This window comes from Glycocaulis abyssi (assembly GCF_041429775.1).
GTDB classification, from domain to species: domain Bacteria; phylum Pseudomonadota; class Alphaproteobacteria; order Caulobacterales; family Maricaulaceae; genus Glycocaulis; species Glycocaulis abyssi.
The window spans coordinates 2,409,250-2,430,393 of the sequence record NZ_CP163421.1; the positions used below are offsets into that span (position 1 = coordinate 2,409,250).

Genomic DNA, 21,144 nt, shown 5'->3' on the forward strand with positions numbered 1-21,144 from the left:
ACCCATGCCTGACAACTTGACGCCAGCTGGGTCGCTGCAGGCATGGGTCCCGCGCACAAAGCGGGGGTGACAGAATGATCCTTTAAAGTGCGTCTACCGGAATTTTGAGATAGGTCATGCCGTTATCCTCGGCTGGCGGCATGTGACCGGCGCGCATGTTCACCTGCACGCTCGGCAGGATCAGGGTCGGCATGGCCAGCGTCGCATCGCGCTCAGTGCGCATTTTCACGAACTGCGCTTCCGACACCCCTTCATGGACGTGAATGTTGGCGCGTTTCTGCTCGCCCACGCTCGTCTCCCATTCAAACGTGTCGCGCCCCGGTGCCTTGTAGTCATGGCACAGGAACATGCGTGTCTCATCCGGCAGGGCGTAGATTTTCTGGATCGAGCGGTAGAGCGTGGAGGCACTGCCGCCGGGGAAGTCACAGCGCGCCGTACCATAGTCCGGCATGAACAGCGTATCGCCGACAAAGGCCGCATCGCCGATCACATAGGTCATGCAGGCGGGCGTATGGCCGGGCGTGTGCAGGGCGAGCACATCAATTTCGCCCAGCTTGAATGTGTCGCCATCCTCGACCAGCCGGTCGAACTGGGACCCGTCGCGCTGGAACTCGGTCCCGGCATTGAACACCTTGCCGAACACGTCCTGCACCGTGCGGATATGCGAGCCGATGGCGAGAGTCCCGCCCACCTTCTCTTTCAGATAGGGCGCAGCGGAGAGATGATCGGCATGGACATGGGTTTCCAGCAGCCATTGCACCTCAAAACCCTGTTCCTTCACATAGGCGATGATGGCGTCTGCGCTGTCGCGCGAGGTGCGCCCTGATTTCGGGTCGTAGTCGAGTACCGAATCGACAATCGCCGCCTTCTTCGTGGCCGGGTCGGACACGACATAGCTGACCGTATTGGTCGGCTCGTCGAAAAAGGCTTTCACGTCAGGAATGCCGGTCATCACACATACTCCTTGCTTGAATCGTTGGCCGCATCGGCCACCGGTGCGAACGCGTCACACAGGGCGCGCATCACGGCCAGGATGCGGGGGTCTTTGAGGGAATAGAAAATCTGCTTCGACTGGCGGCGCGTGGAGACAATGCCTTCCGCTCGCAGCCGCGCCAGATCACGTGAGAGATTGGGCTGCGCCACGCCGGTGCGCGCCTCGATCTGCGAGACAGAAAGCTCGCCATCGGCCAGCTCGCACGTCACCAGCAGCCGGTTGGGGTGAGAGAGCAGCTTTAACAGCCCCGCCACCTCATCGGCGCGGGCGCGCACCATTTCCAGATCAAGACCTGCCTGCATGGCCTGGCTCCCTATCCATACCCCTGTCAGAGAAAAAATCACGCCGGGGCTTGCGTTGTGATCTGATATATATCATTTTCGATAAATGACAAGTGTTGGCGATGAAATCTCACCGCCCCTGCAACAGGACAACAGGAATAATGGACACACCTACCGCCTTCACGCCCCTTTCCGCGCTCGCGGGCGGGGTATTGATCGGGCTGTCAGCGGTGATGCTGATGGCGCTCAATGGCCGTATCGCCGGTATTGCCGGCATTGTTGGCGGGCTGCTCGGCCCGGCACCGTTCAATGGTCTGGACCGCTTCTGGCGGCTGGCCTTTGTGGCCGGTCTGGTCGCCGCGCCTGCCTTGTGGTTTGCGGTGACGGGGGCGATGCCGGAAGTGGCCGTCACCGATAGCTGGCCGCTTCTGATCGTCGCCGGGCTGATCGTGGGCGCCGGCACGCAGATCGGTTCGGGCTGCACGTCCGGTCACGGCGTATGCGGGCTGGCCCGGCTCTCGCCGCGATCTTTGGTGGCGACCGGCGTCTTCATGGCGGCGGCGCTCGCCACCGTCTTTGTCACCAGACATCTTGTATAGGACCAGACCCATGAAAGCTGTTCTTTCCGCCCTCGCGGCTGGCCTGGTCTTCGGGCTGGGTCTTATCGTCTCCGGCATGGTCAACCCGGCCAAGGTGCTGAACTTCCTTGATATAGCGGGCCAGTGGGACCCCAGCCTCGCCTTCGTCATGGCGGGCGCGGCCGGTACCGTCTTTATCGGCTACCGCTTCGTCCTCAAACGCCCGGCCCCGTTTTTTGCCGACCGGTTCAACGTGCCGACGGCGACGAAGCTGGATGCCCGCCTGATCGGCGGGGCGGCCATGTTCGGCGTGGGCTGGGGGCTGGTCGGCTTCTGCCCCGGACCCGCACTGACCGCGCTCGGCACCGGTGCGATGCCGGTCCTTGTCTTCGCGGTGGCCATGCTGGCCGGGATGGCGGGCTGGCGCTGGCTGGTGCGCGATTAATCACTAACACCCTCTCGCCCTTCCTCGCGGTGCGCGCTAGGTTTCCTTTTGAAAGCCAGCTCTGCCCGCGAGGACGCCCATGCCTCTTGCCGTTATCCTGATCATCAATTTTCTCGTGATTGCCGCCGTGTTTGCGGGGCTGTGGCTGTGGAGCCGCAAGATCAAGGATCCCAGCTTTGTCGATGCCTTCTGGGCGTTCGGCATGGTCATACTGGCGCTGACGACCTTCATCATGGCGGGCGATGGCTGGCTGGAGCGCAAGCTGATCCTGGCGGGCCTGACGATTGCCTGGGGTATGCGTCTCGGTCTGCACCTCTTCCACCGCTGGGGCCGGGAGGGGCCGGACCAACGCTATAAGGCGCTGGTTGGACGCCTGCAGGACAAGCGCGGCTGGGATTATGACAAGGCGACGGGGCTCGCTGTCTTCGGTCCGCAGGCAATTCTGCTGTTCATCGTCTGCCTGCCTGTGCAGCTGGGCCAGATCAGCGCCGAGCCTGTGGGATTTGGCATTCTCGCCCTGCTGGGCTTTGCGCTGGCGGTGTTTGGTATCGCCTATGAGGCCGTTGCAGACTGGCAGCTTTCAGTGTTCAGGGAAAACCCGGCGAGCAAGGGCAAGGTCATGGATCAGGGCCTGTGGGCCTGGTCTCGCCACCCCAACTATTTTGGCGAGATATGCACCTGGTGGGGCATCTGGCTGATCGCGGCGGAAACGGCGCTTGGCTTCTGGTCCTTCATCGGCCCGGCCTTCCTCACCTTCACGCTGTTGCGCTGGTCAGGCGTGCCGCTGCTGGAGAAGGGGATGAAGACATCGCGTCCGGGCTATGCCGACTATGCCGCGCGCACCAGCGCGATCATTCCCTGGCCGCCCAAGGCGCGAACCAGCGATGAGCCGGTGATCGATGATGAGGATGATGACACGACCGAATATGACAGCGCGGTGTGAGGGTCCGCTTCAGTAGCCCCGGCGCCGGTCATCGCCGTTTTCATCGCTTAGGTCCGGCGCGCGTATGGCCAGCGCCGCCGCGATGACATCCGCCCCGGCGCGCATTTCCTCGACGATCTCAGAGTCTGGCCCGACGGTGCGGGTCACTTCCGCGCGCAGGCTGACAGGACAGATCATCCAGCCTGCACAGACCAGTATCGCCGCTACCAGACCAAAGACGATGCGCATGGTTGCCTCCCCAGACCCCATTCACCGGGAAGGCTAACATTACTTCGCCGTAATGTTGAAGCAGAAAATGAGCGGTCAGGCCGCGTGGCGCCCTTGCGTGTCCAGCAATTTGGGCTCGGCGCTCTGGCGCTCCAGCCCCTCCACCGCTTTGAGCAGCAGTTTCAGGCTTTCCTGCAAACCGTTGGAGATAAGGGCGGCGGACGCATCATTACGCGTCAGGGCCAGCTCCAGCCGGTCGGCATCAGGCAGGCGGGCGGTTGCAAGGTCAATCCGCTCGGCGGCCCCTTCAACCCGGCCTGCCGCTTCTGAAATGCCTGATTCCAGTCTTTGCGCGAGCGTATCCAGCTCCGAGCGGAAACTGCCCAGTGCGTCCTTCACGTCCACGCCGTGCAGACTGGTGGCAATCTCGCGCATATCAGCGCGGAAGGCCGCCAGCTCCTCTTGCAGCGTGCCTGCGCTTTCAGGCGCGCCTTGGGGATCAGTTTCGGCGCTGGCCGCTTGCGTCTCTGTAGTGCCCTGCGCAAGGGCGGGGACATAGGCTTCGCCTTCGTCCTCGTCCTCGACCGGGATCTCCACCAGCACGGCCTGACCGCGCAAATGCGACGGCCCGGTACCGAAAAGTGTTGTCTCCAGCTCGGCGCGAACCTTTTCCATCTCGGCCATTGTCTGCGAGGCCGAAACCAGCATCCAGCGCAAGGGCGCGGTGCGGGTGGCGCGGGTCGATCTGGCATCAAACCGCGTCAGATAGAGCCTGACAAAGCTGTCAATATGCTCGGCCAGCGCGGTGTCCTGCGCAGGATCGCGGTTGGGCGGCAGGGACAGCCGCAAGGCATAGGCATGCTCGCCGGCGCGGGGCTCGATGCGGTCGGGGCTGGTAATCAGCATGGCGGGAATCCTTCCGGCTTGCCCGCCATCTCGCGCTGATTGCGTTTATGACACGTTAACCTTTCAGCGTGCGCGCTGGTATTGGCGCGCGGATACCGAAGAACAGAGCGTAGAGCACAGGCGCTGCCACCAGGGTCAGCACCGTGGCAAAGGCCAGTCCGCCAATGATGGTGACCGCCATGCCCTGGAAGAAGGCATCGGCAATCAGCGGCATCATGCCCAGAATAGTCGTCGCCGAGGCGAGGAAGACCGGGCGCAGGCGGCTCACCGAGCCTTCGCGCACCGCCTCGAACGGATCAATGCCGGCGGCCACGCGCTGATCGAGCTCGTCCACCAGCACGATGGCATTCTTGATCAGCATGCCAGAGAGCGACAGGAAGCCCAGCAATGCGGTGAAGGAGAAGGCGATGTTGGTTATCAGCAAACCGGCCGTAACCCCGCATATGCTCATCGGCACAATCGCCCAGATGATGAGCGGCTGGCGCACTTTCTGGAACAGGAGGAAGCTGACGACCAGCATCACGATCAGGCTGATCGGCAGGACCTGGCCAAGCAACTCGTTGGCTTCCTGATTGGCTTCGATCTCACCGCCCCACTGCACGGAATAGCCGCGTGGCAGATCGATCGAGTTGATGACGCCGGAAAAGCGCCCGAACGCCGAAGCCGCGGTTTCGCCCTCTGGCGGATTGGCCTGTACGGTCAGTGTGCGCACCCGGTCGCGCCGCCGGATCAGCGTGTCACGCGCCACCAGCTCGAAGCGTTCGACGGCCTGTGTGATCGGCACATAGGTGTTCTGTGACGGGCTCCAGATCAGCCGGTCTTCCAGCGCGGACGGGTTTTCCCGCTCGGCCTGCGGCGCGCGCGCGATGATCGGGATCAGCAGATCGCCTTCGCGATAGAGGCCCACGCGCGTGCCTTCCGTGGCAAAATGCAGGGCTTCGCCGATATCCTCGCGGGTCACGCCGGTGGCGCGCGCGCGATCGGCAGAGATGACCGGTTCGAGCATCAGTTCGCGGTTGCGCCAGCTATGGCGCACATCGGCGAGCGTTCCGGTATCGGCGAGCCGGGTCACCGCTTCCTCGCCCAGAGCCCGCAGCACATCAGCGTCCGGCCCGGAGAAGCGGGCCTCCAGCCGCGCGCCTGCCGGGGGACCGAACACGATGCGCTCGCCGCGCACCTCTGCTTCGGGCAGGGTTTCCCTGATATGGCTGACAATACGCTCTGACAGGGCCGGGATCACGTCGGTGGAATGGGCGCGGACCACCAGCTGGCCATAGGCGGCATTGGGCTGCTCGGAGGAATAGGTCAGCATGAAGCGCGTCCCGCCCCGGCCGACAAATGTGGTCACGGCCTGTGTTTCGGGCTGAACCAGCACATAGCTGGCCGCCTGGCGCACAGCCCGGTCAGTCGCAAGAATGTCCGTACCCTGAGGAAGCTCGATATTGATGTAAAAGAGCGGGGTATCGGAGTCCGGGAAGAAGGCGGCCCGCACAAAGCCAAACCCCCAGAAGCTGGCGAGCGTGATGGTGACGAGCGTCATCAGGGTCAGCCAGCGCCGACGCAGCGCGCCGGTCAGGATGGCGCGGTATACTGTATAGGTGCGCCCGCCATAGGGGTCGGGTTTTGAGCCGCGCTCGGACTTGAACAGCGCAAAGGCGATCATCGGCGAGACGGTGATGGCCAGCAGCCAGGACAGTCCCAGCGATATGCCGATGACGGCGAACATGGAGAACATGAATTCGCCGGTGGAATCCTGCGACAGGCCCATGCCGGAAAAGGCCATGATGCCGATAATGGTCGCGCCCAGCAGCGGGAATTGCGTGGTCTTCACCGCGCGCTCGGCGGCGATCTGGCGGCGCACGCCGCGCTGCACATCCACCTGCATGCTCTCGGTCACGACAATCGCGTTATCCACCAGCATGCCCATGGCGATGATGAGCGCGCCCAGCGAGATGCGCTGCATGGTGATGTCGAAGGCTGACATGAAGAAGATCGTGCCCAGCACGGTCAGCAGCAGGGTTGCCCCCACCGTCACTCCGGCCCGCCAGCCCATGAACACGCACAGCATCACGATCACGATGCCCAGCGACATGGCGAGATTTACCAGAAAGCCGCGGATCGCCTGGTCCACCACCACATGCTGCTCGTAGATCGGGCTAAGCTCGACCCCGACGGGCAGATCCGCTTCCAGCTGGCGCAGGCGCTCTTCCACCCGGCGGCCGACATCGACGATATTGGCGTCCGGCAGGGCGGCAATGCCCAGCGTGAACACCCGTTCGCCATTGTGGTAGGCATAGAAGCCTTCGCGCTCCAGTGGCGCGCGGCTGACGGTCGCGATATCGGACAGGCGCAATACGCCGCCAGAGGCGCGCGGGGCGATAAGAATGTTTTCAAGGGCTGCAATACCGTCCACGCGCTGCGGCACGGTCACACGCAGCAGGCGGTCACCGGCGGGCGTTTCGCCTGCCGGCACAACGGCATTCTCATTGCTCACCGCCTGCAGGACAGCGTCAAACGGCAGACCCAGCCGGGCCAGCTGCTCCTGGGCGATCTCGATATAGATGCGCTCATCGGGAAGACCGGCCACCTCGACGCGCGAGACGCCGCGCACGACCAGCAGCTCGCGGCGCAGATTGCGCGCCATGTCGCGCCATTCCCGGTCTGAATAGCCCGGCGCGGTTACCGCATAGAGAATGCCGTACACATCAGCAAAATCATCGACCACCTGCGGGTCGGCGACGCCTGGAGGCAGGCCCGCCGACGCGTCGCGCACCCGCTTTCTCAGCTCATCCCAGACCTGGGGCAGCTGATGACCCAGAATATCGTCGCGGATGGAAACCTGTATCTCCGACATGCCCGGCATGGATTTCGATGTCACCCGCTCCAGCTGGCCCATCTGCTGGATGGCCGCTTCGAGAAGCTCGGTCACTTCCGCCTCCACCTCCTCGGCCGTCGCGCCGGGATAGGCGGTGAAGATGATGGCGTCCTTGAGGGTGAAATCCGGGTCTTCCAGCTGGCCGACCGTGTTGAACCCCCACAGGCCGCCAAGCAGGCAGGCCAGGATGATCAGCCAGCTGATGACCGGTTTCTCGATCGAGATGCGCGCCAGGTTGAATGCATCATCGGTGCGCGCCGGTTCTTCCGGCGCGGGCTGCGTAGTGTCCGTCATGGTGTTGATCCTGCCGGGTTACAGACTAGCGCGCAGCGCCATTATGGGCGACGGCTCCTGAAGGCACCATGGGGCGCACCCGCATGCCTTCGCTCAGCCCGCTCACGCCGGCAGTGACGATCTGCTCGCCGGCCTGCACGCCGTCGAGCACCAGCACCGAGCTGCCCTCAACGCCGCTTGTGCGCACGGGCCGTGCCACCACCTCGCTGGTGTCCGGATTGAACACCCAGACCTGGAACCCGCCATCGGGCAGAGCCGAGAGCGCCGTTACCGGGATGCGTACCGCATCGCCGCCGGGCATGTTTTCCTGATCCAGCTGAACGCGGACATTCACCGTCATGCCCGGCAGGATATTGCCCGGTATGCCGGGAGGCAGCGCAAACATCACCTTATAGGTCTGTGAGGCCGCATCGGCCTCGGCGATCAGTTCACGGAATTCCAGCGGGAAGTCGCGGTCTGCCAGGAAGGGAAAGCGCGCGCTGATCGCATAGCTGCCGGGCGCTTCCAGCGTCCCGATCAGGCTTTCAGGCACGGCGATGGCCACGCGCAGCTCGGACAGATCCTGCAGGCGGGCGACGGGCTGGCCGGCGCTCAGCGTGGTGAAATTGTCCACCAGACGGCGGCTGAGAAGCCCGGTAAAGGGCGCCTCGATCGTCGCATAGGCCAGATTCTGACGCATAGTATCGAGCGCCACCGAGCGCAGCTCGAAGGCGGTGCGCGCGTCTTCCAGCGCCGCATCAGACGCGATCCCGCGCTCATGCAGTGTCTGCTGGCGCTCCAGATGGGTGCGTGCCTGCTGCAGCTGGACGCGTGCCTCGCGCAGCGCGCGCTCATAGTCCTGGTCTTCCAGGCGCGCGATCAGCGTGCCTTCTTCAACCATCTGGCCTTCGGCAATGGCAAATTCGGCCAGCCGCCCGGACACCTGGAAGGCCAGATCGACCGTGTAGCGGGCCTCGACCCGGCCGACAAACTCCCGCCGGGCCAGCCCGGTCGGGGCGGCAACGGTCTCGATGCGCGCGGTGCGCAGCGTCTCTTCAGGCGTGGCGGCAACATCAGAGCAGGCCGCCAGCAGTGTGGCGGCCAGCACTGTGGCTGTGGGGAGGAGAAAGAGCGTCTTCATGGCTTGGACTCCGAAATGAGTTCGACCAGCTGGGCCTCTACGCGGGCCCGTTCATCAGGGGTTAGAAAGTCCATGCCGAGCAAATCGGCAAAATGCAGCCCGTCCACCGCGAGGAAAACGATACGGGCAAGATCGGGGTCGGCGGCGCTGGCGAGGAGATCGTCGCGCATCTGCGTCATCAGCCCGCGCACCGGATCCAGCAATTCAGGATGCTCGGCGGCAGCGACCAGCAGGCCCATCATGAATTTCTGGCTACGCGGTTCTTTCTCGCAGGCGGTACGGATCAGCGCGGAGAGCTCCGAGTTGCCCTGCTCGCGCGCATCCTTGCGGGCCAGCTCCACATCGCAATGCACCGCATCGACAATGCGCGCCACCATGCCCTTGATAAGGTCCAGCTTGGAGGGGAAGTTGTAGAGCACACCGCCCTTGGAAAACCCGCTTTCACGCACCACCGCGTCAATGGTCAGCCGTCCGGCGCCATCGCGTTCAACCACGCGCTCTGCGGCGTCCAGAATGACGTCGCGGGCGGAGCTTCTGGCTTCCTTGGTCTGTGTCTTTGCCACGGGCGTGTCTCGGTTAGGGCGGTAAATCCGGTCCATCCAGACGGTATGCTGCAGTGCAACGAGGCCGGGGGAGCTTATTGTGCAGCGCATCTATACCGTCTGGACGGTTTTGTCTATTTAGCGCGCCGCATTGTCCTGTGCAATGGGGTCACCCGAAGATTTTCCGGCGCGCCCGGCTTCGTGACACTTTCGTGAAGAATCAGCGCGAAAGCCCCTTCCGGAGCTGCTTTTCTTTGCACTGACGAACGAACTGATATATGCGGCGATCCGAGCAGGTTTGATCCCGCAAAGGCTCTGTTGCATGGATATGGTCATTCTTGGCGTGCCGCTTCTTGCGCTCGTCGGATTCCTGTTTGCGTCTTATGCGATTGTCGCCAACGACGTCATCCAGACGCTGGGCACCTTCCTGTCTTCAAACGCCAAACGCCCATGGCTTGTGCTCTGGGCGTTCGCCTCCTCGATCATCATCGCGGTCATGGCCTATGGATGGTTCGCCTATGACGGCGATATCGCCTTTGGCCGGCTGAACCGCATCCCCTTCCCGGAGATGGGCATTCAGTGGTGGCATGTCCTGCCGCCTCTGGTCCTGCTGGTGCTGACCCGGTTTGGCATTCCGGTTTCCACCACATTCCTTGTACTAACGATTTTCACGCTTTCCGGCGGCGCGGCAACCGAAGGCGTGCTCGGCTCAATGCTGCTGAAAAGCTTCATGGGCTATCTGGTCGCGTTCGCCGCCGGCGCCGTGGTGTTTCTGATTATCGCGCGCTTTTTCGAGCGCTGGGTGGCGCGCACGCGCGGCCGGCCCATCTCGCCCTTCTGGTTCATCGCCCAGTGGTGCTCGACGGCCTTCCTGTGGGCGCAATGGCTGATGCAGGACCTGGCCAATATATTCATCTTCCTGCCGCGCGAGACGATGGTGGCCGCCGACGGTTCGGTACAGGTGACATTCTCGCTGGGCCTTGTCGTGTTCGCGACCCTGCTAATGGTCGCCCTGCACGGCATCATCTTCGCCTCGAGGGGCGGTGAAATCCAGAAGATCGTCCTTACAAAGACGAATACGGTGGACCCGCGCTCGGCCACTTTTGTCGACCTGATCTACGCTTTCATCCTGCTCTACTTCAAGGAGCTCAACGACGTGCCGATGAGCACGACCTGGGTATTCCTTGGCCTTCTGGCAGGCCGTGAGATCGCGATCACCTATGTCGCCTCGCTGCGCTCCAAGGGCGAGGCCATGTTTGATGTCGCCACCGATATTGGCCGGGCGGGGATCGGCCTTGCCGTGTCGGTCGCGATGGCGATTGCCCTGCCTTTCGTGGCCACCGGGTCCATGCCCGATATCCGTCAGCAGATCATGGGTTCGGCGCCGGCGCAGGCCGGTCAGGAAGCACCCGAGCCGCACCTGGCCGGATCGCCGGATACCGGCAGGAACGCGCGCGGCGCGCCCTAGGCGCAATGTCCCCTCAGTCGTATTCGCGCCGCCAGGTCAGGGCGACGCCGGTATCGCCGTCCGGTGCGATGCGTGACAACAGGGTCAGGTTCTGCGTCAGCGCCCATTCAATGCGCGTCGTGGCGGCGGCAGACCCGCCGCCTGACTCCAGCTCCAGATACACATCTTCGGTGAGATAGCGCCCGCCAGAGACGACCGTTTCGCCGGTACGCGTGGTGCTCACCGAGAGCTGGTCCAGACCCAGACCGCTGCGCAAGGCACCGAACGGATCAAACCCGCCGCCCATCGACATGCTGGCAACCGCGCCGGCAAGCTGGGCTGCCTGCACACCGCTCAGCTGTCCGGCACCCTGATCGAACAGCAGGCGCGACGCGATCTCGTCCTGTGGCAGGCTGGGGGTGGAGGCCAGCGTGATCTCCGGCGCGCGCACGACGCCGCCGACGCGGATCTCGGTCGTTATCTCGCGCGCCTGACGGGCAGCGACCAGATTTATCGCCGCCTCCATCGGATCGCCTGCAAAGACGATGGAGCCCGAGCGCATCTCGAAGGGCCGCCCCAGCAGATCGGCCCGCCCGCGCAGCAGCGTGGCACGGCCTCTTAGCTGTACATCATCGACCGGCCCGCGCGCCGTCACATCCATTGACCATTCAGAATCAAATTGCGGACCGCGCACGAAAATCCGTCCCGGCGCATGAATGCGGTAGTTCAGAACGATCTGCGGGCCGGGCCGGTGCACGGCCGTTTCCTCACGCGCGCCTGCGGCATTGATGTGGACGACATCCAGCTGGGCGATGGCCGGACGGCTGGCTTCGGGCGGACGCACCTCGGCGCGCGATAGCCGTGTCTCGCCGCCTATCTCGATACGGCTTTCACTGACGTCAAAGGTTACATTGCCGCCGCCAACCGCCGTCAGGTCCGGGCGTTCAATAATCAGGAAATCACTGAAATTCAGCGCTGCGCGCCCGTCCAGCCGGGCGCCGGCGAGGCTGAAACTGCCCGTGCCGGTCAGCTCGCCGCCATCGGCGCTGCGCGCCCGCAATGTATCGATCTCCAGACCGTCCTCGGCAAACCTTGCATCCAGGCGCAGATCGCGCACCGAAATGCCAGTCGCCGGATCGTCAAAGCGCCCGCCCTCCAGCACAAGGCTGCCATCAAGATCGGGCGCGCCGACACTGCCCGCCAGCACCGCGTTCAGGCGTGCGCTGCCCGAAAGGCTCTGGCCTTCACCAAGCCGGAAAGCCGCCAGCGTGCCGATCTCGCCGGTAATGCTCGCCCGGCCCTGTATCCCTGTGTCCGGCGCTCTGAGACTGTCCGGCCCGGTCACCGGCCCTGACAGCAATTGCACATCGGCCGTCGCCTGCAGGTTGGAGCCGCGCGCGCGCGCTTCCAGCCGCGCTCCAGCCGCATCCAGGAGCAGGGAGAGGCTGGCGTCGATTGTGATATCAGCGCCTTCGGGCTGCTGGTCGGGAGGCGGTGAGATATTCGCCGCCTCCAGCCGTATATTACCCGTCCAGGCACCACCAGACTGCAACAGGGCTGCATTGCCTGACAGCGTGCCGCCCACCGGCTCGCGGCCCGAAGGATGGCTGAGCAGCATGGCCGGGATATTCAGCGCATCCAGCGTGATCTCCATGCCGTCACTGCCGGTACTCAGAAGCGCGTCGAGCGTTCCCCGGTTCAGCCCGAATGCCAGCCGGGCCTGCGTGCCGTCCGGGCCGAACCGGATATCGGCCGGTTCACGTGTGGCGATGCGTACACCGCCATAGCGCCCGATCAGGGAGAAGCCGAGCGTGCCGCCTGCATCGCCGGTGACAACACGCCCCTCCATTGACACAAGCGCGCGTGCGCCATAGGCGCCTTCGGCCTCCAGCGTGAACGCGATATCCTCCACCGGGCCGTCCGCATCAAATTCCAGCCGGTCCAGATAGGTCAGGTTCTCGCCCACCATGTCTTCGGCGCGGATGCGCGCTCGGATCTGGCCGTCAGCCAGACGGAAGGCGATGGCCGCAGAGCCGAACCCGTTGACGGGTACCGCGCGCAGCGCCCCGCCCATCCGGCTGCCTTCGGCCTGCAGGCGCCCGGTGAAGTTGAACCCGCCAAACCGGCCTTCAATGCCGGAAAGGTCGGCGCGTTCGCCCCGGCGTGATGCCCGCCCGCCAATATCCACAGGGCCGGTGCCTGCGTTTCCGGTCAGCCGCCAGGCACCGTCAAAGGCGTCCGGCGGGCCTTCGCCTTCCAGACGCAGCCGCGCATCGCTGACCACAACCGGGCCGGCTCCCGCCCGCGGCGCGGCAATATCGGCGCGTATGCGCAGCGTGTTGTCCCGGTCGCTTGCCTCGAAGGCCAGGCTGGCCGTGCCTTCCAGCACCATGGCAGCCAGCGGCGCCCCGCCTGACCACGCTGCCTGCCCGGCCATGTCCCAGCCCTGTTCGTCAGTATTGCCTTGTGCCTCGGCAACGAGATTGGGGGCCTCGATATCAAGCGCCTCCAGCGCCAGAGCGCCGTCCGCGTGCCGCTCCGCGCGTGCGCTGAAGCGTGCTTCACCGCCAATGCGGCTACCCAGATCGCGTCCGAGATTCTGCGCACGGCCTGTAGCGGCCAGCTGTCCCGAACCGTCAAAGCCCAGCGTCACTTCCGCTGTTCCCGATGCCCGCCCCGATAATTGTTCGGTCAGGCGTTCAATGGCCAGCCCCTCATAGCGCACCGATAGCGCGATGCGCTCGCGCGCCGCGTCCACTTCGCCGCTACCCGCCAGCACAAGCCCGGCCGCGCCGTCCAGCTGCGCGGAGATGATGTCCAGCTGGCGTGCTTCATTGTTCCACACCAGCTCGGCCTGAAGCGAGGGTTCTGCCCCGGCAAGCGTCTGCACAATGTCAGGCTCCAGCACGCTCCCGCGCGTCTGCAGGGCGGATGTGACGCGGATCGTGTCCAGCGGGCCTTCCACGCGCACCGGCCCTGTCGCGCGGGCGATAGTGCCTATGGGAAGCGTGATCCCTTCAGCGCCGATCCTGCCTTCAAAGCTGAGCGGACTGTCCCCGCTGGCCGGTGTGAGAAGCCCCTCTGCGGCGAGCGAGGTAAGCTGCGTGGTCTCCGGCAATAGTGCATTCACCAGGCCAGCGGCCTCGCGCACCTGCAAGGCGACACCCTCGGCCCGGCGCGCGGCGGTCAATGACAGGCGCGGCGCGCGGATTTCGCCTGACATGGCGTCGAGCTGCGGCGCGGTCACGCCTGCCTCGCCAAGCGGAATCTCGATGGCAAACTCTATATCGCCGCCAATCAGGGCATCGATCTGCTCGAAATTCTCCCAGGCCCGCGCGCTGAACTGGCCGTCAGCGCTCAATAGCCCGCCGGACCATGCCAGCGTGCTGGTGCCAGCACGCCTGTCGCCGATGAACAATACCATGTCCCCGCCGCCCGTGTCCGCGGTGCCATCCACGCTGATGCGCGCGGTCGCGCCGTACGCGTCTGCCTGGAGCAGGCTGGCCAGCGGCCCGCCCGGCTCGGCATCAATATCGGCGCGCAAGGCGATGTCACCATCGGTGACAAGCGACAGCGCCACGCGGTCTCCGGGGCTATCGATCCGGTCTGCGTCCAGCTGGGCATTCCAGCGCGTGCCCTGTCCTTGCGCGCGGCCAAGAACCGCGATGATGGCCGGTTGACCGGCCACGCCTTCGGCCAGTGACAGGGCGTTGATCTCGAAACGCTGAAGGTTCACGCCCAGATCGGGCAGCCCGCCGCCGGGCGGCTGTTCCTCGCGCACGGGACGGCGCAACACATTGGCGCGCTGTACCGACAGCTCCGCGATATCGAGCCTGTTGGCCAGCAGCGAGGCAGGCGTCCATTCAAACACGGCGTCTTCCAGCTCCAGCCAGACGCCGTCCTCATCAGACAGGGTGATGCGCCTTGCGGTCAGCCGGTCAAACAGATTGCCCTCAAGCCCGGACAGGGAAAGCCTGCCATAGCCCGCCACCTGCCGGCCTTCGGCTAGTCTCACCACCAGATCACGGCCTGTCTGGCCGGTCAGGGTGACGACGGCAATGCCGGCCGTCACCACGCTCAGCAGGGTGATGATGCCGAACGTCCAGGCGAAGATCAGGGCGATCAGCCGTATGCGCGAAGAGGAGAGCACCGACATCAGAACGCCTGCCCGATACTGATATAGATGTGGACCGGCGCATCGCCCGAACGCCGGTTCAGCGGCGCGGCGATATCCACCCGCAAGGGACCAAAGCCGGGATAATAGCGGACCCCGGCCCCGATGCCGAAGCGCATGTCGTCAAAATCCGGCTCAATGGTCGCGCTGGCGACACCGCCATCGACAAAGCCGACAAAGCCGAGCCGCTCCGAATACCGCCAGCGGGCCTCGACGCTGGTTTCCACCAGCGAACGCCCGCCAAACGGCTCCAGCTCGCCGGTATTCACGCCAATGACGCGCGGAGACAGGGCCTGATAGCCATAGCCGCGCACCGATCCGCCGCCGCCTGCGTAAAATCGCAAATCCGCCGGGACCGATTGCGCATCGACACCAAACAGGCCGCCAACCCGCCCCCTTACGGCAATCAGCATACGCTCGCTGATCGGGAAATAGGTGCGTGCGCCCAGCGCGGCGCGTACATACTGGCTTTGCGTATCGCCGAAGGTCAGACCGGGCCGGATTTCCAGCTCTGCGCCAATGCCCGACCGGGGGTCCAGCACATCATCGCGGTCATCATAGGCCAGGCCCAGCGGAAAGGTGACAGAGTTCAGCGTGCGCTGGCCGGTGGCGTCCGTGATCCGGGCGACCTGGCCGGACACGCCCGCCGAGGCAAACAGCTGATCGGTCACGGGACGCGACAGCGACACGCGTGCACTGACCGAGTCCTGATCGAAGGCATCGGTACTTTCCAGCGACACCCCGCCACCCAGCTCCAGCGTCTGCGCGAATCGGCGCCAGTGCGGGAAGACCAGCCGCGCCTCGCCCCCGGTATTGAGCTCCGAGACCCGCCCGATCAGGGTCAGCGTCTGGTCACGCCGCATAAGATTGCGCCGCGCCCATTCCGCCTCGGCGCCGGCCCCTTCGGTTGTGGCGTAACGCGCCGACAGCTGGAGCCGGTGGCGCGGCGTCGGCTCCATACGCACATCAACCGCGCGGACATTGCTGTCATCGTCCTCTGCCGGGGCCAGCCTGGCTTCGGCCAGCGCGACGCTGTCCAGCGCCTGCAGGCGCTGGGTGTAGACATTCAGCTGGCGTGCGCTGACCGGTTCGCCGGGACGGAAAGGGGCAATCTGCGCAATGTAATCCTCGTGCAGATCAGCCAGACCGCCTGCCAGTTGCGGATCGCCAAAGCGCAGGAACGGGCCGGTGACAAAGCGCATCTCGACCGTGACCGATGCATCGAGATGATCGGCGGTGAAGGTGTGCTCTCCGGCGCGTGCCAGCGGCCAGCCATTATTGCGCAGCGCTTCGGTGAGGGCGGCTTCCGCCTCGATAATATCCTGCGCCCGCATGGGCTGGCCGGTGCGCAAGGCCGCCGCCGCGAGAATATCCTCGCCGGGCTGCGCGCCGCCTTCGGGCGTTTCAAAGCGGATATCGAGCGTGCTGATGGTGAAGCGTTCACCGGGGCGCACACGCACCAGCGGGCGCTGGTCGTCATCAAGGCGCGGATCGATCAGGGCGGCGAAATAACCTTGGGAATCCAGGTAGCGGCGGATCTGCTCACCAGCATCACGGGCGCGCTCCCGGTTGCGCCAGCGATTGTCCGAATGGGACGGGGCTTCACCCACTATGCGCGCTATGGCGGCATTGAGTGCCGGGTCCTCCACCCCTTCGACGCGCGCCAGTGGCACCGCAGACGCCGAAGCGCCTGTCAGCGCAAGCACGCTGGCTGCGAGGAGGATATGCCGGCGGATGGGCAAGATTGCTCTCAATTGTTGTTCCGTTTCGCCTTACCCCAGCACCGTCCACCTTATGGCTTCAAGGCTCTGGCGTCATTACCGGTTGCAGGTTAGCGGCCAATCGCGCGGGCGCACACAAGCTAACCGGAATTTCATGTTGGTGCGGCGCCGCGCCCACTGTGCAAACGCAGTAGACGCGTTAGGTTAGCCAGGACGCGTGAGGGTGGGTGACCATGGGCAGTGACGTGCAGGACGTTCGTGAGGAGCGCAGCTGGCTGGGCTGGGTGCAGCTTGCCATCATTATCGCCATCATAATCCTGTCCCTTTCCTTGACGGCCTGGCTGGCGGCCAGCAGCGCGCGGCCCGCCTCCAATGGTAACGGCGCGGACATGACGGCCGCTCCTGTCGAGATAGTGCGTCCGCGCGCCGCCGCGCACACCGTGCGCGTACGCACGACCGGCACGGTGCGGGCGCGGGCGCTGGTCAATCTGACGCCGGAAGTGGGCGGGCAGGTAGTGGAGGTGTCGCCATCGGTGCGCTCCGGCGCGCGCTTTGAGGCGGACGAGACCTTGGCGTTGATCGATCCGCGCAATTACCGTCTGGCGGTTGACCGGGCGGGGGCGGCCTATGCGGACGCGCAAAGCGCGCTGCAGCGCCTTGACGCCGAAGCCGCGCTGGCGCGCGAGGAATGGGAGGCGCTCTATCCCGGCCAGCCCATTGCGCCGCTCACCGCACTCGAACCCCAGCTGGAGGCTGCGCGCGCCCGTGTTACCTCCACGCGCGCCGATCTCCAGCAGGCCCGGCTCAATCTGGACCGTACGCGCCTGCGCCTGCCCTTTGACGGGCGCATTGCCGAGGCGCGTATCGAGCTTGGCCAGACGCTTGGCGCAGGCCAGCCCTATGGCGAAGCTTATGCCATTGATGCGCTGGAAATAGCCGTGCCGTTAAGCCCGGAGGAGCTGGCCAGGATCGCGCCGGCAACCGGGCGCACCGTCCAGCTCAGCTTCGAGGCTGGCGCAGCGCCCGCCATGACAGGCACGATTGTGCGCGAGGGTGCGCGGCTGGACGACAGGTCGCGCCTGATTACCGTCTTCATCCTGCCTGATGATCCTGAAAGCCTGCGTCCGGGCCTGTTTGCCAATGTCTCGATAGACGGGGCGACGCTCTCCGAGGCGGTCAGTCTTCCCGCCTCGGCGCTTGCTGGTCTCTCCCAGGTGCGCATTGTGCGAGACAACCGCATTGTCCCGGTGGAGGTCACCGTTCTGGACCGCTCTGAAGGACGCGTGGTTGCTGCGCCGTTCGATGCCGGTGACGGCGTTATCGTCTCGCCCTTGCCGGAATCGGTTCTGGGCGGGCCGGTCACCATTATCGCGGAGCGGGAAAATTGAGCGGCGCACGCCCTTCGGGTTCTCCTGACACGCCCGCAGAGCAGGGTCTGCCCGGCGCGGGTCTGATCCGCTGGTTTGCCGATAATCCGGTGGCGGCCAATCTGGTGATGATCCTGCTGCTGCTCAGCGGCGCGATCAGCGCAGCCACCATGCGCACCGAAGTGTTTCCCACGTTCACCCCGCGCACCATCATCGTCTCGGTGCTCTATCCCGGGGCGACACCCGAAGATGTGGAGCAATCCATCACACGCCGCGTGGAAGAGGCCGTTATCGGCCTTGATGGTGTGCGTGAGGTGCGCGCCACGGCTGCTGAGAATGTCGGCACGGTCACGATAGAAATCAGTGAGTTCGCCAATCCGCGCATTGTCCGCGACGATGTGCAGACGGCGGTGGACTCGCTGGTGAGCTTCCCGCCCGCCGATGCCGAGCAGCCGCAGATACGCATTCCCCAGCCCACGACAACCGTGCTCACCCTGGTGCTGACCGGCGCGGTGGACGAGGGGGCATTGCGCCGCGCGGCTGAACAGGTGGAACGCGATCTGCTGGGCGTGAGCGGCATTTCCACCGTGCAGCTGCGCGGGGTGCGCCCCTATGAGATTTCCATTGCGGTGTCGGAGGAAGCGCTGCGTGCCTATGGCCTCACCTTTGGAGAGGTGGCCCAGGCCCTTCGCGCCGCGTCGATAGACCTCTCCGGCGGACAGATACGCACCGGAGCTGGTGAATTCCTCTTGCGCACCAATGCGCGCGCGGAAACCGGCGAGGCGTTTGAGGAGATTGTCCTGCGCGCGCAGGCCGACGGTTCGCGCATCCGTGTGCGTGATGTGGCAAGTGTCACGGACGGATTTGCCGAAGACCCGCTCATCAGCCTGTTCAACGGCCAGCCGGCAGCCCTTGTCGATGTGCAGCTGCGCGGCAATGAGGATTTGTTACGGGTGCGCGCGCGGGCCATGGCCTATGCCGATGAAGCGGTCCTGCCGCCGGGCATTTCCTTGAGCGTTGCCAGCGATCAGAGCCAGGTCTTCCGCGACCGGGTCTCGCTGCTGGCGCGCAACGCCATTCTCGGCTTCACCCTCGTCTTCCTGCTTCTGGTGCTGCTTCTGGACTTGCGCCTTGCCTTCTGGGTGGCGCTGGGCGTGCCGATTGCGTTTCTGGGCGGTTTCACCCTGTTTGGCGCAGCCGGGGTGACGCTCAACTTCATCACCACGTTCGGACTTATCATCGTGCTGGGCATCGTGGTGGATGCAGCCATTGTGGTGGGCGAAAACACCGACCGTGAACGCATGAAGGGCCGATCCAACAAGGAGGCGGCCATTGCCGGGGTGACAGGGGTTGCCGCGCCGGTGCTGGTTGGCGTGCTGACAACGGTCGCCGCGTTCGGGCCGCTTGTGTTCATCACCGGCACGTTTGGCGAGATCACCCGGCCCATCCCGATACTGGTTATCTCCATTCTGGTGGTTTCGCTGATCGTTGCCTTTTTCGTCCTCCCGACCCAGCTGGCAGGCGGTTCCACCTGGTCGCGCGGCCCCATGCGGGCAATCCAGACTCGCGTGGACAGTGTCGTGGCCGGTTTTGCCGACAACGCCTTGCGCAGCTGGACGCAGTTTGCCGGGCGCATGCGCTATCTGGTTGCGGTGGCGGGTTTCTGCGTCCTGATCGCCTGCTTTACCCTGCTGGGCACCGGCACAGTCCGTTTTGTCTTCTTCCCCAATATCGAGGCTGATTCCATCACGGCCAGCCTCGTTCTGCCTACCGGCGCCCCCTTTGAGGCGACGCACGCCGCCGCACGGCGCATGCTGGACGAGGCAGAGGCCATGCAGGCGGAATATGCAGAGCGCGGCGAGCCGGTCTTTGAGTCCATTTCCGCGGTGATTGGCGGGCAGACCAGCCTGTTCGGCGGGCCGGGCTCGGTCAGCTCTACGTCCATCGCATCCCATGTCGCCCAGATCGAGATACGCCTCGTTCCCTCCTCACAGCGCCGCCTGTCCTCTACGGAGCTGGAGCGCGAATGGCGCACCCGTATCGGCCAGCTGGCCGGGGTCGAGCGCCTGACATTCACCGCCTCTGCCGGGCCCCAGAATCCGGATATCGCCTACCAGCTCTCCCATCCCGACAATGAAACGCTGGAGCAGGCGGTAAACCAGCTGGTCGCGGGCCTGCGCGATATCGACGCCGTGAGCGGCATTGACGGGGGTTATGAGCTGGGCAAGCGCCAACTGAATTTTGCGCTGACCCCGGCTGGCGATGCGGCGGGCCTTCGCGCCTCCGACATTGCCCGGCAGGCCCGTCAGGCCTTCTTCGGCGAGGAAATCCAGCGCATCCAGCGCGGCAGCGAGGAAGTGCGCGTCTTTGTGCGCTATCCGCAAGGCGAACGCACCAGCCTTGATGACCTGTCGCAATTCCGGGTGCGTGCCGCCGATGGCACGGCCATACCGTTAAGCGTGGCGGCCGATATCACCGAAACACGGTCTCTGACGGCCATCGACTCAGTGGACGGCCGCCGCGTGATCGAGGTGACAGCCGATGTGGACCGCGCCATCCTCACGCCCGATGACGCGCGCGCCATCGTGGAGAACCGCCTTCTGGCAGACCTAACATCACAGTTTCCGCAATTGCGCTGGGAGCTCTCCGGTGCGGGCCGCGATCAGGCGGAGGATTTTGCTTCCATCGGGCAGGGTTTCCTGTTTGCCGTCATCATCATGTACGCCCTGCTGGCCACCCAGCTGGGCAGTTATGTACAGCCGCTGGTCATCCTGATCGCCATTCCCTTCGGCGTGGGCGGGGCGATCTTCGGCCATTTCCTCATGGGGTATGACGTGTCCTTCCCGTCGCTCTTCGGGATGGTGGCGCTCTCCGGCGTGGTGGTGAACGCCTCCATCGTGCTGATGGACCGCTATAATCTCAATGTCAGACGGGGATATACGCCCGCCGACGCGATCTCGGAGGCGACGGCAAGGCGCTTCCGGCCCATCCTCATCACGACGCTGACGACCGCTTTTGGCCTGCTCCCCATCATGCTGGAGACCAGCCCGCAGGCGCAATTCCTGGTGCCGATGACCATTTCGCTGGGCATTGGCCTGCTCTTCGCTTCCGCGCTTATCCTGCTGCTCCTGCCAGCCTATGTGCTGATTGTGGAGGATTTGCGCGGGGTGAGAGTGCGCGAGGTCCAGCCCCAGGCCGAACCGGCCGAATAGAGGCTGCACACACCGCCCGGCTTGACCCATGGCGTGTG

Annotated in this window: 15 protein-coding genes; 6 read left to right on the top strand and 9 right to left on the bottom strand. The window is 64.8% G+C overall.

Features of this window, described 5'->3' with window-relative positions:
• Positions 1-82 precede the first annotated feature (82 nt).
• Positions 83-952: an MBL fold metallo-hydrolase gene (locus AB6B38_RS11710; protein ID WP_371393034.1), complete on the bottom strand. Its 870-nt coding sequence runs from the start codon at positions 950-952 to the stop codon at positions 83-85.
• Positions 952-1,296 carry a metalloregulator ArsR/SmtB family transcription factor gene (locus AB6B38_RS11715; RefSeq protein WP_371393035.1) on the bottom strand — a complete coding sequence of 115 codons (345 nt, stop codon included), beginning with the start codon at positions 1,294-1,296 and terminating at the stop codon, positions 952-954. Before AB6B38_RS11715 ends, AB6B38_RS11710 begins: the two co-directional genes overlap by 1 nt.
• A gap of 140 nt (positions 1,297-1,436) precedes the next feature.
• Between AB6B38_RS11715 and AB6B38_RS11720 the strand changes: the two genes are divergently transcribed.
• The 3 genes from AB6B38_RS11720 (at position 1,437) to AB6B38_RS11730 (ending at position 3,241) form a co-directional block, all read left to right on the top strand.
• Complete coding sequence (locus tag AB6B38_RS11720) at positions 1,437-1,874, top strand: YeeE/YedE family protein (RefSeq protein ID WP_371393036.1); 438 nt, start codon at positions 1,437-1,439, stop codon at positions 1,872-1,874.
• Between the two features lie 10 nt (positions 1,875-1,884).
• Entirely contained in the window at positions 1,885-2,298 is a 414-nt protein-coding gene (locus AB6B38_RS11725) for a DUF6691 family protein (RefSeq protein WP_371393037.1), read from the top strand.
• Between the two features lie 79 nt (positions 2,299-2,377).
• Complete coding sequence (locus AB6B38_RS11730; RefSeq protein WP_371393038.1) at positions 2,378-3,241, top strand: DUF1295 domain-containing protein; 864 nt, start codon at positions 2,378-2,380, stop codon at positions 3,239-3,241.
• A 9-nt stretch (positions 3,242-3,250) separates the two neighbouring features.
• Here the strand turns inward: AB6B38_RS11730 and AB6B38_RS11735 are convergent, their stop codons facing one another.
• The 5 genes from AB6B38_RS11735 to AB6B38_RS11755 form a co-directional block, all read right to left on the bottom strand.
• Positions 3,251-3,469 carry a hypothetical protein gene (locus AB6B38_RS11735; protein ID WP_371393039.1) on the bottom strand — a complete coding sequence of 73 codons (219 nt, stop codon included), beginning with the start codon at positions 3,467-3,469 and terminating at the stop codon, positions 3,251-3,253.
• A gap of 75 nt (positions 3,470-3,544) precedes the next feature.
• Complete coding sequence (locus AB6B38_RS11740; RefSeq protein WP_371393040.1) at positions 3,545-4,354, bottom strand: hypothetical protein; 810 nt, start codon at positions 4,352-4,354, stop codon at positions 3,545-3,547.
• A gap of 55 nt (positions 4,355-4,409) precedes the next feature.
• On the bottom strand, positions 4,410-7,523 hold the full coding sequence (locus AB6B38_RS11745) for an efflux RND transporter permease subunit (protein ID WP_371393041.1): 3,114 nt from the start codon (positions 7,521-7,523) through the stop codon (positions 4,410-4,412).
• Positions 7,524-7,548: 25 nt separating this feature from the next.
• On the bottom strand, positions 7,549-8,643 hold the full coding sequence (locus AB6B38_RS11750; RefSeq protein ID WP_371393042.1) for an efflux RND transporter periplasmic adaptor subunit: 1,095 nt from the start codon (positions 8,641-8,643) through the stop codon (positions 7,549-7,551).
• Positions 8,640-9,206, bottom strand: coding sequence for a TetR/AcrR family transcriptional regulator (locus tag AB6B38_RS11755; RefSeq protein ID WP_371393043.1), 567 nt, complete (start codon positions 9,204-9,206; stop codon positions 8,640-8,642). The genes AB6B38_RS11750 and AB6B38_RS11755 overlap by 4 nt, the downstream gene beginning before the upstream one ends.
• Positions 9,207-9,507: 301 nt before the next feature.
• Here AB6B38_RS11755 and AB6B38_RS11760 point away from each other — a divergent pair, with 301 nt between their 5' ends.
• The gene (locus tag AB6B38_RS11760) at positions 9,508-10,653 is read left to right on the top strand and encodes a hypothetical protein (RefSeq protein WP_371393044.1); all 1,146 of its coding nucleotides are present in this window, start codon (positions 9,508-9,510) and stop codon (positions 10,651-10,653) included.
• 13 nt (positions 10,654-10,666) lie between these two features.
• Here AB6B38_RS11760 and AB6B38_RS11765 read toward each other — a convergent pair whose 3' ends face one another.
• Positions 10,667-14,788, bottom strand: coding sequence for a translocation/assembly module TamB domain-containing protein (locus AB6B38_RS11765; RefSeq protein WP_371393045.1), 4,122 nt, complete (start codon positions 14,786-14,788; stop codon positions 10,667-10,669).
• Positions 14,788-16,548 carry an autotransporter assembly complex family protein gene (locus AB6B38_RS11770; protein WP_371393046.1) on the bottom strand — a complete coding sequence of 587 codons (1,761 nt, stop codon included), beginning with the start codon at positions 16,546-16,548 and terminating at the stop codon, positions 14,788-14,790. Before AB6B38_RS11770 ends, AB6B38_RS11765 begins: the two co-directional genes overlap by 1 nt.
• Positions 16,549-16,760: 212 nt before the next feature.
• Between AB6B38_RS11770 and AB6B38_RS11775 the strand changes: the two genes are divergently transcribed.
• Together AB6B38_RS11775 and AB6B38_RS11780 are read left to right on the top strand one after the other, a co-directional pair.
• Positions 16,761-17,915, top strand: a complete 1,155-nt coding sequence (locus AB6B38_RS11775) for an efflux RND transporter periplasmic adaptor subunit (protein WP_371393047.1) — start codon at positions 16,761-16,763, stop codon at positions 17,913-17,915.
• Positions 17,912-21,106 (top strand): efflux RND transporter permease subunit, encoded by a 3,195-nt coding sequence (locus AB6B38_RS11780; protein WP_371393048.1) that lies wholly within the window; start codon positions 17,912-17,914, stop codon positions 21,104-21,106. Before AB6B38_RS11775 ends, AB6B38_RS11780 begins: the two co-directional genes overlap by 4 nt.
• Positions 21,107-21,144 lie beyond the last annotated feature (38 nt).

Coding starts and splice junctions, on each gene's coding strand:
- AB6B38_RS11710 (WP_371393034.1), bottom strand. CDS start 952: ATGACCGGCATTCCTGACGTGAAAGCCTTTTTCGACGAGCCGACCAAT.
- AB6B38_RS11715 (WP_371393035.1), bottom strand. CDS start 1,296: ATGCAGGCAGGTCTTGATCTGGAAATGGTGCGCGCCCGCGCCGATGAG.
- AB6B38_RS11720 (WP_371393036.1), top strand. CDS start 1,437: ATGGACACACCTACCGCCTTCACGCCCCTTTCCGCGCTCGCGGGCGGG.
- AB6B38_RS11725 (WP_371393037.1), top strand. CDS start 1,885: ATGAAAGCTGTTCTTTCCGCCCTCGCGGCTGGCCTGGTCTTCGGGCTG.
- AB6B38_RS11730 (WP_371393038.1), top strand. CDS start 2,378: ATGCCTCTTGCCGTTATCCTGATCATCAATTTTCTCGTGATTGCCGCC.
- AB6B38_RS11735 (WP_371393039.1), bottom strand. CDS start 3,469: ATGCGCATCGTCTTTGGTCTGGTAGCGGCGATACTGGTCTGTGCAGGC.
- AB6B38_RS11740 (WP_371393040.1), bottom strand. CDS start 4,354: ATGCTGATTACCAGCCCCGACCGCATCGAGCCCCGCGCCGGCGAGCAT.
- AB6B38_RS11745 (WP_371393041.1), bottom strand. CDS start 7,523: ATGACGGACACTACGCAGCCCGCGCCGGAAGAACCGGCGCGCACCGAT.
- AB6B38_RS11750 (WP_371393042.1), bottom strand. CDS start 8,643: ATGAAGACGCTCTTTCTCCTCCCCACAGCCACAGTGCTGGCCGCCACA.
- AB6B38_RS11760 (WP_371393044.1), top strand. CDS start 9,508: ATGGATATGGTCATTCTTGGCGTGCCGCTTCTTGCGCTCGTCGGATTC.
- AB6B38_RS11765 (WP_371393045.1), bottom strand. CDS start 14,788: ATGTCGGTGCTCTCCTCTTCGCGCATACGGCTGATCGCCCTGATCTTC.
- AB6B38_RS11775 (WP_371393047.1), top strand. CDS start 16,761: ATGGGCAGTGACGTGCAGGACGTTCGTGAGGAGCGCAGCTGGCTGGGC.